Origin of the sequence: Roseburia zhanii (assembly GCF_014287635.1) — a bacterium.
GTDB classification, from domain to species: domain Bacteria; phylum Bacillota; class Clostridia; order Lachnospirales; family Lachnospiraceae; genus Roseburia_B; species Roseburia_B zhanii.
This window is the reverse complement of record NZ_JACOPH010000003.1, coordinates 59,591-76,370: the sequence shown is the minus strand read 5'-3', so window position 1 is coordinate 76,370 and position 16,780 is coordinate 59,591. Positions and strand designations below refer to the sequence as shown.

Genomic DNA, 16,780 nt, shown 5'->3' with positions numbered 1-16,780 from the left:
CTATTCATCCTAATTCCTCACTGGCTATAAAAACATTTTTTCCGGTTTGAATACCTGATCTTTCATCTGATATGAAAATATTCCGATAAAATGATCCTCTGCATCATATAAACGGTAATTACCGCCTGATTTCGTATCAATGCCGCAAACCTTTTCTGCCGGGATCTTATTGCCATTGTATAATAATTTTTCTGTCCCTTTGACCGCAGTCACTTTTGGATAATCATGCAGTACTGCATCGATCGGTATGAGGATATCCCCGATACTCTGTCCTTTCTCATCCATTCCTTTTACGACCTGTTCAATCTCTGTAAGACGGTATGAATTTTCTAATGAAAATCCGGCGGTCTTTGTACGAAGCAGTTTTTCCATGCAGCCGCCACAGCCCGCACGCTCTCCGATATCATGGCACAAGGTACGGATATACGTCCCTTTTGAACAGTGTACTTCCATTGTGACAAATGGCAGATCGATTTTTTGCACATCAATGGAAAAAATCTCGATCTCTCTCGCCTTACGTTCCACTTCAATACCTTTTCTTGCAAGATCGCAAAGTTTCTGCCCATTGACTTTCAATGCAGAATACATCGGTGGTATCTGCTGCTGTTTTCCGGCAAATCCCTGAATAATGGTAAGAAGTTCTTCCGCTGATATTTCCACATTCTGTTCTTTTAGCACATTTCCTGAACGATCCTGTGTATCTGTCGTAATTCCTAAGTGCAGCACTGTCTGGTAGGTCTTATCCTTTTCGGTCAGATATTCGCAGATCTTTGTTGCTTTGCCAAGACATACCGGAAGTACGCCTTCTGCATCAGGATCGAGTGTTCCTGTGTGACCGATCTTCTTCTGTTTTAAGATCCCTCGAAGCTTTGCAACAACATCAAAGGAAGTAAATCCTGCCTCTTTATATACATTTATAATTCCATCCATGTTCTGTCCCTGCTTCTATAGCTGTTTTTCGATTTCAAAAGCAACCTTGTTGATCAGATCCTCCGGTGTGCCTTCCATGGAAAATCCTGCTGCCCGTTCGTGACCACCTCCGCCGAATTTGACTGCTAATTCTGCCACGTTGACAAGCCCGTTCGAACGTGTACTGACTTTATAGCTGCCATCTTCATTTTCATACAAAAAGACTGCTGCTTCTACACCTTTTGTCACACGAAGCTGATTCACAATACCATCTAAATGCTTAGGCAGTACATGATACTGTTTCATTTCCTCCATCGTAATGACACTTGCGATCATTTTTCCGTCTAATAAGAGCCTGCTGTTTAATAATGCCTTTCCTAAGATCCGGTTCTGTTCAAATGTCTTGGTATAGAACGTTTCATCTACGATCTTAGAAAAGTCGATGCCCATTTCCATCAGTTTTCCGGCTATTTCCATTGTTTTTGCAGATGTGCAGGAATACTGGAATACTCCTGTATCATGCACCATGCCTACATAAATACATTCTGCGATCTTCTTTGTGATGGACTTCTCACCGATCAGTCCAAAAACAAGCTCTGATGCAGAACTTGCATATGGAAAAATATAATTTTCATCTGCAAAATTATCATTGCTGACATGATGGTCAACGCAGATCGTCTTTTTTGCAGTTTCGAAATATTTTGCGGCATCGCCTAAACGTTTCAGATCTCCACAGTCCTGTGCAATAAAAAGATCATAAGTCTTATCTTCTTCACAGGAATGCATGATCTCATCTGCCCGCGATAAAAATTTGAATATATTCGGGATCGGCTGTAAATAAAGTGCCACCTCTATCTTCGGATAATTATCCTTGATATAATTATAGGTTGCCAGACAGGAACCGACACAATCTCCGTCCGGTCTGACATGTCCTGCGATCGCAACTGTCTGTACACCTTCAAGATAGGTTGCAAAATCTTTCATGTTCTATTCCTCGTCTTCTGTATCTGCTGTTTCCTCTGCCGTAACATCCTCTACATGATGTTTTGCATCTTCTCTGCTGACATCATCGATGATCTTTGACATATTAACACCATATTCGATTGACTGGTCTAAGATAAAATGTACTTCCGGTGTATTCCGCAGGTTGATATTTTTTGCAAGCTGTCTGCGGATATAACCTTCTGCACTTTTTAACCCTCTTATCGTATCTGCCTGTGCCGTTTCATCTCCTAACACACTGATATATGCCTTACAAGTCTTTAGATCAGGTGCTACTTCTACTGCAACAACACTTGTGAGCGGATGTATCCGCGGATCTTTGATCTCACCGCGGATAATATTACTCAGTTCACGCATAACTTCCCCGTTGATACGGGTATTTTTAATACTGTTTTTTCTCATTTTTATTCGCTCCGTTCTTATCTTGGAACTTCTACCATTTTATATGCTTCGATCTGGTCTAATTCCTGAATATCATTAAATCCATCTAAAACAAGACCACATTCATATCCTGATTTTACTTCTTTCACATCATCTTTAAAACGTTTTAAGGATGCAAGATCTCCTTCAAAGATCTGTGTACCTTCTCTTGTCACACGTACTTTACAGCCACGTTCAAAGATACCGTCTAAAACATAGGAACCTGCGATATTTCCAACGCCGGATGCTTTAAATACCTGACGCACTTCCGCATGACCTAATACTTTTTCTTCATATACAGGATCTAACATACCCTTCATAGCTGCTTCTACATCTTCGATCGCATTGTAGATGACCTTATACAGTCTTACATCTACACCTTCACGCTCTGCAGTTGCTTTTGCTGTAGCATCCGGACGAACGTTAAATCCGATGATGATCGCATTAGATGCAGATGCTAAGATAACATCTGATTCGTTGATTGCACCAACACCGCCATGGATCGTTTTTACAATGACTTCTTCGTTGGATAATTTTTCAAGACTCTGTTTTACAGCTTCTACAGATCCCTGTACATCGGCTTTGACGATCAGGTCAAGTTCTTTGACATTACCGGATTGGATCTGGCTGAACAGATCGTCTAAGGACATCTTTGCTTTTGTTTCTTCCAGCAGTCTTTCTTTGCCCTGTGATACAAAAGTATCTGCAAAACTTCTTGCTTCTTTTTCGCTGTCCATAGCAACAAATACTTCTCCTGCATTCGGCACACCATTCAAACCAAGGATCTCAACCGGTGTAGATGGACCTGCTTCTTTGACTCTCCTGCCGTTATCATCGATCATCGCACGTACTTTACCATAACAGCTTCCACATGCAACCGGTTCCCCGACTTTTAACGTACCTTTCTGAACAAGGATCGTTGCTACTGCCCCACGTCCCTTATCAAGCTGTGCCTCAATGACAAGACCTCTTGCATTACGGTTTGGATTTGCTTTTAACTCGCATACTTCTGCGGTTAATAAGATCATCTCTAATAAATTATCGATACCTTCATGTGTATGTGCAGATACCGGACAGAAAATGGTGCTTCCACCCCAGTCTTCCGGAATCAGTTCATATTCGGAAAGTTCCTGTTTTACACGTTCGATATTTGCACTCGGCTTATCGATCTTATTGACTGCAACAATGATCTCAATACCTGCTGCTTTGGCATGGTTGATCGCTTCTACCGTCTGTGGCATAACACCATCGTCAGCTGCTACAACTAAGATCGCAATATCTGTTGCATTGGCTCCACGCATACGCATTGCTGTAAATGCTTCATGTCCCGGTGTATCAAGGAATGTGATCTTCTGTCCGTTGATCGATACTACCGATGCACCGATATGCTGTGTGATTCCACCTGCTTCGCGGTCTGTTACCTTTGTGGAACGGATAGCATCTAACAGGGAAGTTTTACCATGGTCAACATGACCCATAACACAGACTACCGGTGGACGGGCTACTAATGTGCCTTCGTCTTCTTCTTCCTCTTTTAACAGTTCTGCGATCACATCGATCTTTTCTTCCGGCTCTGCGATACAGTTAAATTCTAATGCGATCTCCTCTGCTGTATCATAATCTACTTCCTGATTGACCGTTACCATGGTTCCTTTCATAAATAATTTCTTTACGATAACGGCTGCCTGTACTTTCATCTTGTCAGCAAGTTCTTTGATCGTTAATTTTTCAGGCAATACGATCGTCTTAATTACATCTTCTTCTTTTTCCTGTTTTGGCTGCTGCTGAGGTTTCTTCTTGCCGCCATGTTTCTCAAGATTGATATAACGTTCCTGTTTCCTGCCTAATTTATCATGATCCTGTTTACGGTTATTGTTATTCTTACGGTTCTCTGCACGTTCTCTTGTTTCTTTTCCGCGTAATTCATCTGTAGAAGCTGCTGCTTCCTTGTTGAACTTATTGATCTCCTGATCTAATCTTCCTTTAAATTCCTTCGGGCGATTTGAATTGAATCCACGGTTATTTCTATCACCTTGATTATAATTGGAATTAGAGCGGTTATTCTGATAATTTTTCTGGCCGTTTTTATCAAAGTTTCTACCTCCCCGTTCTCCCTGCGGACGGTTATTGCCGTTCTGTGGGCGGTTGTCGTTACGTCTTCCCTGCTGGCGGTCGTTGGAATATCTGTTATTATTCCGTTCTCCCTGCGGACGGTTTCCATTCTGAAAACGGTTGTTGTTATTACGCTCAGACTGTGGACGGTCATTCTGCTGTTTTGCAGCTGGTCTTTCTTCTGCCGGCTGTACTTTTTTTACCTGTGCTGCCGGCTTTCCTGCTGGTTTCTCAAAGGTTTTTTCTACCGGTTTTGCTGTTTCTGTGGCTTTTACAGCCGGTTTCTCTGCCGGTTTTGCTGCCTCTGCTGCTTTTACAGCCGATTTCTCTGCCGGTTTTGCTGCCTCTGCTGCTTTTACAGCCGGTTTCTCTGCCGGTTTTACTGTTTCTGCCGGCTTTGCGGCAGATCTTTCAGCCGCCGGACGCTCCTGACGTTTTGGCCTTGATGGACGTTTCATGCCCTGCTGGCTGTACTGTGGATTAAAAACTGCCGTGATACCGGCTTTTTTCTTCGGTCTTTCCGTCTGCTTTTCCTCGTTGTGATGCATCTCTGATTCTGACTTCGTAATTGTTTTCGTCTCCTTTTTTGCATAATTATTTTTGACCAGCTCAACATAAGAATCCTCTAAGCCGCTCATTGTTTTTACACTTATATTCTTTCCACCTAAAAAGGTTATGATCTCTTTTGAATCAATATTCAATTCTTTTGCAAGTTCATATACTCTGACTTTTGCCATATACTTACTCCTCCATTATTCAGTTGTTGTCTGTATAAGTTTCTTTCTGACTGATTTTGCAAGTCCCTCATCAACGATTGCCAATGATGCACGAAATTCTTTACCGATACAATGTCCAAGGCTCTCCCTTGTTCCATAAAATGCAATCTCAACCTGATAAAACTCACACATATTTGAAAACATTTTTCTGGTATTTTCTGAAGCATCTTCTGCTACGATCACCAAATATGCTTCACCGGATTTTACCGCATGTTCTGTCTGATATTCACCGCTTACGACTCCATGTGCCTTTGCTGCGATCCCTAACATAGATAATACTTTATCTGGTTTCAAGATTTCCCATCTCCCTTTCAAAATCTTCATAGATTTCCTGTGGAACAGAAATCTTTAAGGAACGTTCCAAGCCTTTATTTTTTACAGCTTTCTCAAGGCACTCTCTGTTCGGACAGATATAGGCTCCTCTGCCATTTTTCTTTCCGGTCGCATCGATCAAAATTTCATCTTCTGAAGTTCTGATCACACGAATGAGCTTACGCTTTGGCTTCATTTCCCGACAGCCAACGCATTGCCTCATTGGAATTTTTTTATTCGTCATCGCTGTTTCCTTCTTCCGCTTCTACCGGTTCTTCATAATCTTCTTCTAAATATTCATCTTCATCATAATCATCATAATCGTTCTCATAATCCATGAAATCACCGGCTTCTCTTGCCTGTGTTTCACTCTTGATATCGATCTTAAAACCGGTAAGTCTTGCTGCTAAGCGGGCATTCTGTCCTTCTTTTCCGATCGCTAATGACAACTGATAATCAGGAACAACTACTTTTGCCGTCTTTTCTTCTGCATCTGCAATGACAGAAATAACTTTTGCCGGACTTAATGCATTCTCGATCAGCATCGCCGGATTTTCATTCCAGTTGATGATGTCGATCTTTTCGCCGCGGAGTTCGCTTACGATCGCATTGACTCTTGCACCGTTCATACCGACACATGCACCGACCGGATCTACATCAGGATCATTTGACCATACAGCGATCTTTGTTCTGCTGCCTGCTTCTCTTGCAATACTCTTGATCTCTACAATACCGTCTTTTACTTCTGTGACTTCGGATTCAAACAGACGTTTCACCAATTCCGGATGGGTTCTTGAAACTAAGATCTTTGGTCCTTTATTTGTTGGTCTTACTTCTAACAGGTATAATTTGATACGTTCTGTAGGCTGGAATACTTCTCCCTTTACCTGTTCGTTTTCTGTCAGCATCGCATCTACTTTTCCCAGGTTGATACTTACATTTTTTCCAACATAACGCTGGACAATACCTGTAACAACATCTTTTTCTTTACTGTAATACTCATCATAGATCACTTTTCTTTCTTCTTCCCTGATCTTCTGTAAAATGACATTCTTTGCATTCTGTGTAGCGATCCTGCCAAATTCTTTGGACTTTACTTCTACATTGACAATGTCATCTACATCATACTTAGAATCGATCATTTTTGCATTAGCAAGGCTGATCTGTGTAACCGGATCGTCTACCTGTTCTACGACAGTCTTCTCCTGATATACATGAAATTCACAAGTCTTTGGGTCGATCTGCACTCTGATATTTTCGGATTTTCCGAAATGATTTTTACATGCAGTGATCAGTGAGTTTTCAATGGCATCTAAAAGAGTTTCCTTTGGGATATTTTTTTCCTGCTCTAAAATCGTCAACGCATCTAACAACTCATTACTACTCATTTTTTCATCCTCCTAATTTTCGTTTAACGTTTTTAAAAATCAAGTGCCTGGCGTACCAGAGCAATATCTGCTTTTTCAAATACTACATCTTCTCCGTTTTCATCTGTGATCGTAACGGTCTTTTCATCATAGGCTTTTAAGGTTCCTGTAAATTCTTTTGCATGCCTGATCGCACGATAAGTACGGATCTCGATTTCTTTTCCCATATTACGGATATAATCTTTTTCCTTTTTCAACGGCCTTCCAAGTCCCGGAGAACTGACTTCAAACACATAGGAATCTTCTACATAATCTTCCCTGTCTAAGATCTCATTCATTTCCCTTGCAACTGATTCGCAGTCGTCAACGGTAATACCGCCTTCTTTGTCTATATATGCCCGTAAATACCAGGTGCTTCCTTCTTTTACATATTCCACATCAACGAGTTCGAACCGATTTTTCTCTAAGATCGGAAGTATAAACTTCTCCGTCTTTTCTTCATAAATTTCTCTTCTTCCCACTCTCTTCACCTTCCTTCAACGGGTCTAAACGTAATTTGAGAGTGGACGTCTGCCCACTCTCAAATGATACATCGTTATTCAACATTAATACTATAGCACTTTACAAATGGTATTGCAAGTTTTTTTTGAAAAATATTGGATTTTACGATCTTTTATTTGATTTTTACTGTGCTTGCTGTTTTTGCTTTCTTTAACATGCTCTTATATTTCTTAAGCTGTTTGTTTGGAACATCGATCTTTGCTTTCTTAGCAATGCCCTTGAATGCATTCTTACCGATTGACTTCGGTGATGTAGCGCTGATCTTTACACTCTTTAATTTAGAGTCTTTGTAGAATGCTTTAGAACCGATGGTCTTTACATTCTTTGGAATCGTAACTTTGGTTAATTTCTTCATTCCCATAAATGCTTTGGAAGAAATAGATACAACCTTGCAGGATACACCATTGATCTTCACTGTATTCTTGATCGTAATGCTCTTTGCAGATTTCTTGCTCGGTTTTACTGCTGCTGCTTCTTTCTTGTCAGCATTTGTTACTTTATAAACAACACCTTTTACAGTAACTGTATCACCAACTTTGATCGCTGCTGTAGTGCTGTTATCTGTTCCATTACTGTTATTATTCTGGTTGTTGTTCTGGCTATTATCCTGACCATTATTCTGTCCGGCACTCGGGTTATTATTCTGTCCGCTATTCTGGTCATTATTCTTGTCATCTTTTCCATTGTCAGTGGATGGTTTTTCTTTCAGCCCATTGATTGCTTTTGCTAATGCTACTTCTGCTGCATCAATATCCGCCTTTGTTGCCTTTTCATCGGCTACAACTTTCTTTGCGTTTGCAAGTGCTTCTGCAAATGCTTTCCAGCTTTCTGCTGTATATGCACTCTCAACTTTAGCTCCTGCTGCTTTGATAGCTGCATTTAATCCTGTTATATCTACCAGTCCGTTAACCGCTTCTGCTAATGCTGCTTTTGCTGCATCAATATCCGCCTTTGTTGCCTTTTCATCGGCTACAACTTTCTTTGCGTTTGCAAGTGCTTCTGCAAATGCTTTCCAGCTTTCTGCTGTATATGCACTCTCGACTTTAGATTCTGCTGCTGTGATATCGTTTGATAATTCTGTCTTATCAACTACTTCCGGTGTCTTATCTTCGTTGCTTACTTTCCAACGTAAGATACCATTTGCGGCTTTTCCGGATTTGACTGTTAAAACAAGTTTTACAGAACTTGTTGTGATCGGTTCAAGTTCGATCTTATTATACTGGTTGATTGCGATCACATCTTCATATTTAGAAAGCATTACCGCTTCTTTCCAGCTTCCGTCTTTATCTGTATACATCACTTTGATGCTTCCTGGAATTGCAGTATCACCACCATCATCATACCAGTAAATATTAAATGTATTCATGGTAACTTCTGTATCCCATTCATACTGTACATAATGCTCTGAACCTGCTGTCTGTGGCCAGTTACCCCAGCCTTTACCTGTTCCGGCTGCTGATTTCGTTGGCTCCCAGTCTTTCATAATACCATCTAAGTTCTCCCAGCTTGAAGTATAATCTGAGGATACTGTTGCTGTAAATTCCAAATGTTTTGGATCTGGTGTCGGTGGATTGATCAGACGGAAACTTCCCTCAATCGTCAGATCTTCACTTACATTTGTGACTGTATAAGTATTGTCTTCACCGATCTGTACGGCTTTACCGTTCACTGTCAGTGTTTTTACCATATAGCCATCATTTGGTGCTGCTGTGATCACAAGACTGTTACCTTCTTTAACCATATCAGCATCGATCGTAAAGGAACCATTCTTTGGCGTCTTATTTGTGATCTTAGCTTCAAACCATTTACTTCCATCATCATCTGCTGTTAAGATCTTGAAATATGCGTCATAAGCTTCTGTTGCAAACTGTTTGTCAAACATCGGTGCAAAGTTATATCCGTTTGCTGACAATGTCGGGAATCCTGTTGCAGTATCTTTTGACACTTTGATGGAATCAGACAGATTAGATGATAATACAAGTGTTTTCCAGTCTGTGCTGTTAATCTGTGCTGCCATTACAAATGGTCCATACATCACACTTCCGACTTCTGATTTTCCAAGTTTATCCGGTGTTTTGTCAAGGTGAAGTGTATAAGGCATATTGATCTCGATCGTATCTCCTGCCTTAATGCCTTCTAATGTTACATAAGTACTGATCTCCGGAGCTTTTACTTTCTCTTCTCCATTGACTTTTACGGTAAATCCATTGGTTGCCCAGTATGGTACACGTAATTTCATGTTAAAGGACTCTGCTGTTTTTCCTGCGATCCCAGATACGGTAAGTTTTGTATCTTCAGATGGGAATGTTGTTTCCTGTTTTACTGTAACGCCTTTTTCTTCCCATGTTAAAGTAGATGGCAGATATAAACCTACATATAATGTATCATCTGTTTTTACATATGCTGCTTCCTGATATTTTACATGGTTTTCCATTCCTGTACCATGACAGCAGGTAAATGAATCATAATCACCGCCATAGCTTCTTGTGGAGCCCGGTCCGATCGGAAGCATATAAGTAGTTCCATTGTGTGTATTTGCAGTTACATTCGGTGTCTGGGATGCAAGGATCTGATTATATAAAGTTCTCTCGTAATAATCCATATATTCTGCATCATCAGGATCATAATTATTTAACATCTTTGTGAGCTTTAACATATTGTAAGCTGCACAGGTTTCACAGTTTGTAGTACCTGAAATACTATTTGCCTGCTGGTATGGCTGTGTGAATTTTTCACCTGTTCCCACACCACCAATGGAATAAGCATATCTTGAAACTGTCATCTGCCAGAAATTCTCTGCGATATCATAATATTTCACTTCCGGTGTTCCGGCTTTTACACTTGCTTCATAAGTTTCCATCGCACCGATGATCTGCGGAATGTGCTGGTTTGCATGACGTGTTGCAATATCGTCTACATTCACTTTTAATTTGTCAAAGAATGTTGTGTTATCAAATAATTTTGCTCCGTTTAAGTATGTCTGATCTCCGGTAATGATATATAACTGTGCCAAAGATTCATTAAATCCACCAAACTCTCCGGCAATATACATATCCCACATCTTTGTCAGCTGTTCCTGACTGCATGCACCAAGACGGTTACATACCCATGTGCCGATACCTTTTGCTGCTTCTAAAGCTTCTGTATTTCCCGTATAATTATATGCATCTAAGAAACCTGCGATCAGTTTATGTAAGGTATAGTATGGTGCCCAGATACCTGAATCAGGACTTCCATATGGTGTATACTGCTCTAATAATGCGAACTGATCCGGTGAGTATGCACTGATAAAACCTTCGCCCCATGTTGTCGGGTCTGTACTCCATGTACTTGTCTTGACACCATTTGTCTTGAAATCCTTTGCATTTCCTTTGGAAAGCTTCTGCAGTTCCCGAAGTTCATGAACCATTTCATCTAATTTGGTCTTTAATGTCTCATCACCTGTTGATGCATAAGCAAGTGCTAATGCTGACATATAATGTCCTGTGGAATGTCCGCGAAGAAGTCCGGTCGGTTCATCCCAGCCACCTAATGGGCTGACACCTGAAATCTTATCTTTCTGTCCGAATGTATTATAAAAATTATAAAGCATCCGCTTATTATCTAACAATTTCAGATAAGCAATATCTCTGTCACGGTTCTGTGTCAGGATAGAACCATTCTCTCCAACCTTATCTAAGGTAATATCTTTAAGGGCAAAATTAGAAGATACTACACTCTTCTCTGCTTCTTCTTCATCTACAACGGTTACATGTGCTGTGATCTTCTTTGTTTCACCAACTAAAGAACCTTCCACATCAAACGTCCCTGCTGCTGCATATTTTGAAGCATCGATCTTTGTTGGCCAGACTGTTTTTACTTTATTTGTAGAATTGTCTGTATAAGTTACTTTTGCATAGTTTGGAAGAGATGGACTGTGTCCTTTTAATGTTGTGACATTGATATCTTCCACATGATCTACACTTACTGCCTCACGTAATGCAATAACTGTAAAATCAACTTTCTTTTGAATCTGTTCTTCACCATATTTTACAGTAGCTGTTAAAACACCGGTTGCATTTTCAGATCCAATTGCCGGACGGGTAACTTTTGCAACACTTCCATCTACCGTAATCGCTGCATTATCACTGCTCCATGTAATGGCAGAACCTCTTGCACCTTCTACCGGAAGTGTCAGATCTGACATTACGGAAGAAAGATCTCCAACTTCTTTTGCTACCCAGTCTGCATCATATTCTGCATTCTGTTTATCTGTATATGCAGGAATAACGGTAACGTCAAATTCTTTCGTATCGGTAGCATCGTTATATTTGATCGTTGCAGTTAATTTACCTGTTACATTTTCATTTCCGGCTTCCGGACGGGTAACTTTTGCGACACCATTTTCAATCGTGACTGCACTATTTCCACTTACCCATGTGATATCTGATCCATTCGCACCTTTTGTCGGAAGTTCAATGTCTCCAGTTACAGCAGTTGTATCTCCAAGGTTTAATTCCTCTTTATCTGCTGCTACGATCCCTGCATCATTTACACTGTACATTGCAGCGATTTTTTCTGCTGTCAATGCTTTGTTATAGATCTTAACTTCTGCAAACTGTCCTTTTGTCGGATCATCACCAAACTGACCATATCCGATCAGGTTATTCGTAGTTGCTCCAAGATCATTGACACTGATTTTTGTATCTGTTGTTTCACCGATCTGTTTGCCATTTTCATATAAGGACATCTTAGAACCGTCCATAACAAGCGTTGTCAGTACCCAGCGGTTCTTGTCAATATTAGTTCCTTTCTGGACACCCTTTTCATTGCTCCATCCACTCTTTGTAATTCCGGAAGCATATCCCTTAAATCCTTCATTACCACCATCGGATAATAAATACATATACTCACTGCTTCCCTTTCCGATATCCCAGATTCTCTGATATGCGGTATCTGTGGTAAGTTTTACCCACATACTGATCGTTACTGCTTCATTACCATTTAAAATCCCATCCGGGAGCTGTAAATAGGAACCATCTTTTCCACCCGGAAGTGAAAGTGCCTTTACACTCTTACCATAAATGTTCGTATCAATAATTGAATAATTTCCTTCTACGCTTCCTCCGCCGACACGTTTTAATTCTCCGGCATGCTCATTTCCGGAAGCGTCAGGGATTTTTGTAGAATAACTGTTCTGTAAGACGAAATCATAATACAGGATCAATCCGTCTTCTGTAACTGTTTCTGCCTGTGCTGTTACACCATACGGAAACAGGCTCGTAAAAATAAATACAAATGACAGCATATATGCTATCATTTTCTGAAAACTTTTATTTCTCTTTCGTTTTTCCATAAATCATATTCTCCTTTCCCTCTTTGCTCCGCAAAGGTGGGATAAGCAATTTTAAAGGGAGGCCCTTGCGGAGCATTGACTTTATACTGATAAGTATAAAAAAACAGTATAAACTTTTATAGAATAAAAATTTATACTGCTTATAATAATTTAAGCCTTTTTATGAAAAATTATATTTTTTATATTTTGTACCAGCCCATTCCATATGCGATACAGCCAGCCTCTTTCATTTACATCGGCCGGCTCTGCCTGATCTGTATCTTTTATATTTTCGTTGCTGACTTTCCAGCGTAAGATACCGGTTGCCGCTTTATCCTCCTGTACAGTTAAGATCAGTTTTACGGTTGTTGTTGTCAGCGGACGGATATGGATCGTATTATAGGTATCTTTTTCGATCACATCTTTATAATCTGATAACATCACCGCATCTTTCCATCTGCCGTCAGCGTTTTTATACACGATCTGTATGCTTGCCGGTATCGCCGTATCACCTCCATCATCATACCAGTAGATATCAAAACGATCCATCGTAACAGCTTCTTCCCATTCATACTGCACATAATGCTCTGAACCACCCTGCTGTGGCCAGTTTCCCCATCCTTTACCTGTTCCGGCAGCCGATTTATCCGGTTCCCAGTCCCGCATGATCCCTTCTAGATCTTCCCAGTTTGAAGTAAAATCCGAAGTGACTAACGCACTGTATTCTAAATGTTCTTCATCTGTCTTATCTGCATTTGCAAGTCTGAAATTTCCGGTGATCTCTATGTCTTTTCTGACATTTTGTACTGTATAAGTATTGTCACTGTCCATTTCCACCTGACTTCCATTGACTGCTAATGTCCTGACAACGTATCCATCTTCCGGCACTGCACTAATGACTAATGTGTCTCCCTCTTTTACCATATCTGCATCAGTATAAAATGTACCATCTTTCGGGGTATCATTTCTGACCGTAACTTCAAACCACCGGCTTTTTGTATCATCTGTGTATAATATCTTAAAGTAAGTATCATATGGCTTGACTGCATACTGTGGGGAAAACATCGGAGCAAAAGAATATCTTTGTGCTGTCAAGACCGGAAATCCTGTTTCTTCATCTTTTGAAATGGTAAAAGATTTTTTAAGATCATCAGACAAAATAAGTGTTTTCCAGTCTTCGCTGTTAACCTGTGCTGCCATGACAAATGGTCCATACATCACACTTGCGATCATGGCATTGTCTAAAGTATCCGGTGTCTGGTCTAAGTGCAGTGTCCATGGCATATAGACTTCTATCACATCACCCGCTTTTATATCTGTAAGTTCTACATAAGTACTGACATCAGGATCTGTGATCTTTACTGCTCCATTGACCTTAACCGTAAATCCTGCTGTGGCCCAGTAAGGCACACGCAGTTTTACATTTACCGGCATACTTTTTTTTCCTGCTAAAGCAGAAACCGTAAACTTTGTATTTTCAGAAGGATATTTTGTTTCCTGTTTTATAGAAATTCCTTTTTCCTTCCAGGTGACAGTGGACGGCAGATATAAACCGACATATAAAGTATCTTCTGTCTTTACATATGCTGCCTCCTGATAACGGAATGGACTTTCCATTCCGGTTCCATGGCAGCAGGTAAATGATGTATAATTCTCACTGTATGTCCGGACGGATCCGTTTCCTACCGGTACTCGTGCCGCTGTTCCGGCAGACATATCTGCTGTTACATTCGGTGTCTGTGATGCAAGCATATGATTATACAGGGTTCTCTCATAATAATCCATATATTCTGCATTATCCGGCTGATAAACATTCAATGCCTTTGTCAGCCTTAACATATTATAAGATGCACAGGTATCACAGTTTGTAACACCCGAAATATTATCTGCCTGCTGATATGGCTGTGTGAATTTTTCACTGGTTCCCACACCTCCGGTAGAATAAGCATATCGAGAAACAACCATCTTCCAGAAATTATCCGCAAGGCGGTAATAACTCTCCTGCGGCATACCAGCCTTTACCGTTGCTTCATATACTTTGACTGCCCCGATCACCTGGGAAATATGCTGATTCGTATGCCGTCCGGCGATATCATCGATATTTTTCTCCAGATTGTTAAAAAAACTGACATTATCAAACAATTTCGCACCATCCAGATAAGCAGTATCACCGGTATAGAGATACAACTGAGCCAATGATTCATTACAACCGCCGAATTCTCCGGCTACATACATTTCCCACATTTTTGCAAGCTGTTCCCTGCTGCAGGCACCAAGGCGTCTGCATACCCATCTTCCGAGATCTTTTGCTGCTTCTAATGCTTCTTCATTTCCGGTATAAGTATAGGCATCCAAAAATCCGGCCAGCAGCTTATGGAGTGTATAGTACGGTGCCCAGATTTTTCCATAATCCGTATATTCTTCCAATAATGAAAACTGATCCGGCGGAAATGCTCCGATATAACCATCTCCCCATTTTCCGGGATTTTTACTCCAGACACCCTGATTCGTACCTTTTGCCTTAAATTCTGCAGGATCACCTGATGATTTTTCCTGCATCCTGCGCAATTCATGCACAACATGATCAAGATCTGCCTTGAGGGATTCATCTCCATCTGTACTATACGCCAGTGCAAGTGCTGACATATACCGCCCGGTCGAATGTCCCCGCAGCAGTCCATCCGGCTCGTCCCAGCCTGCCAACGGCTCTAGTCCTTTTAGCTTGTCATTTTCTCCGTAATTCTTATAAAAATTATATAACATACGGTCTTTATCTAGCTGTTTCAGATAATCGATCTCCCTGTCACGGTTCTGTGTCAATATCGATCCGTTCGCACCAGTCTTATCTAATGTGATATCCTCTAAAGGAAAATTTTCTGCCGTCTGTTTGATGCTCTCTCCGGTTTCTTCTACCACCGTAACCTCTGCTGTTACCGGAATATCAAAACCGGTCAATGAACCATTTACTGTAAAACTGCCTGTTTTTGCATAAGATCCTTCTTCAATCTTTACCGGCCAGACTGCCTTTACTTTCTCACTTGAACCATCCTGATAAGTTACTGTCACATTGTTCGGCAGGCATGGACTGACCCCTTCCTTTGTTGTCACTTTTATTTCTTCGACTGTTTTGACTTTATCGCTTTGATCTTCTTCCCGCAAGCTGTTTGAATGACCATTTCCCTGTGTATGGAAAGTTTCATACATCGTCTGGATCTGTTCCGCAGTTAATGCTTTATCATAGATCTTAATTTCTGCAAACTCAGCTTCTGTCGGTGTATCTTTAAACTGACCGTAACCGATACAGTTATTTGTCATTTTTCCAAGATCCCTGATGGAAATTCCGGTATCAACACTTTTTCCGGTCTGTTTTCCATTTTCATATACTGACATTGTAGTCTTATCTAAAACAACTGTCGTAAATACCCAGGTATTCTTTACAATATCACTTTTTTTATTGACTCCGGTCTCATTTTTCCAGCCCTTTTCGGTAATCGCTGCTGCATATCCTTCATGACCTGCATTTTTTCCATCGGATAAAAGATATATATATTTTTCAGTGTTACTTCCGAAATCCCAGATCCTCTGATAAGAAGCATCTCCGGCTAACCGTACCCACATACTGACTGTAACAGCTTCTTTACCATCGATAAAGCCAGAAGGGAGCTGTAGATAAGTTCCGTCTGCACCCCCCGGCAAAGACAGTGCCTTGACAGTTTTTCCATAGATGTCTGCATTGACGATTTTATATTTTTCCTTTGGTGACTCTCCACCGACACGTTTTATGAAACCGGTATTATCATTCCCTGACATATCTAAAATGCCTGTTAAAAGACTCTCAGTCTGTGAAAAATCATAATACAATACCAGTCCGTTTTTTTCCTGTTCAGTCTTTTTTGCTGTTACATATTCTGGAAACAGGCTCGTCAGCAGACATGTAAATATCAATAGGATAACTGTTGCCTTTCGTAACCGTATGATGCTTCTGTGTTTTCTCATAAATGCGTTTC

The 16,780-nt window shown here is 40.6% G+C and carries 10 protein-coding genes; all 10 read right to left on the bottom strand.

The window, feature by feature from the left end; all coding sequences use genetic code 11:
• Window positions 1-24 precede the first annotated feature (24 nt).
• Complete coding sequence (gene truB / locus H8S17_RS05265; RefSeq protein ID WP_186866526.1) at window positions 25-930, bottom strand: tRNA pseudouridine(55) synthase TruB; 906 nt, start codon at window positions 928-930, stop codon at window positions 25-27.
• Between the two features lie 15 nt (window positions 931-945).
• Window positions 946-1,893, bottom strand: a complete 948-nt coding sequence (locus H8S17_RS05260) for a DHH family phosphoesterase (protein ID WP_186866525.1) — start codon at window positions 1,891-1,893, stop codon at window positions 946-948.
• A 3-nt stretch (window positions 1,894-1,896) separates the two neighbouring features.
• On the bottom strand, window positions 1,897-2,313 hold the full coding sequence (rbfA, locus tag H8S17_RS05255) for a 30S ribosome-binding factor RbfA (RefSeq protein ID WP_178050908.1): 417 nt from the start codon (window positions 2,311-2,313) through the stop codon (window positions 1,897-1,899).
• 17 nt (window positions 2,314-2,330) lie between these two features.
• The gene (gene infB / locus H8S17_RS05250) at window positions 2,331-5,180 is read right to left on the bottom strand and encodes a translation initiation factor IF-2 (protein WP_186866524.1); all 2,850 of its coding nucleotides are present in this window, start codon (window positions 5,178-5,180) and stop codon (window positions 2,331-2,333) included.
• A gap of 15 nt (window positions 5,181-5,195) precedes the next feature.
• Entirely contained in the window at window positions 5,196-5,513 is a 318-nt protein-coding gene (locus tag H8S17_RS05245; protein WP_178052388.1) for a L7Ae/L30e/S12e/Gadd45 family ribosomal protein, read from the bottom strand.
• Window positions 5,500-5,775, bottom strand: coding sequence for an RNase P modulator RnpM (rnpM, locus tag H8S17_RS05240; protein WP_178052389.1), 276 nt, complete (start codon window positions 5,773-5,775; stop codon window positions 5,500-5,502). Before rnpM ends, H8S17_RS05245 begins: the two co-directional genes overlap by 14 nt.
• Window positions 5,765-6,919 carry a transcription termination factor NusA gene (gene nusA / locus H8S17_RS05235; RefSeq protein ID WP_186866523.1) on the bottom strand — a complete coding sequence of 385 codons (1,155 nt, stop codon included), beginning with the start codon at window positions 6,917-6,919 and terminating at the stop codon, window positions 5,765-5,767. The genes rnpM and nusA overlap by 11 nt, the downstream gene beginning before the upstream one ends.
• Before the next feature lie 32 nt (window positions 6,920-6,951).
• Window positions 6,952-7,419, bottom strand: a complete 468-nt coding sequence (gene rimP / locus H8S17_RS05230; RefSeq protein ID WP_186866522.1) for a ribosome maturation factor RimP — start codon at window positions 7,417-7,419, stop codon at window positions 6,952-6,954.
• A 152-nt stretch (window positions 7,420-7,571) separates the two neighbouring features.
• Window positions 7,572-12,794, bottom strand: a complete 5,223-nt coding sequence (locus tag H8S17_RS05225; RefSeq protein ID WP_186866521.1) for a beta-L-arabinofuranosidase domain-containing protein — start codon at window positions 12,792-12,794, stop codon at window positions 7,572-7,574.
• Window positions 12,795-12,944: 150 nt separating this feature from the next.
• Entirely contained in the window at window positions 12,945-16,769 is a 3,825-nt protein-coding gene (locus H8S17_RS05220) for a beta-L-arabinofuranosidase domain-containing protein (protein WP_186866520.1), read from the bottom strand.
• Between the last annotated feature and the right edge of the window lie 11 nt (window positions 16,770-16,780).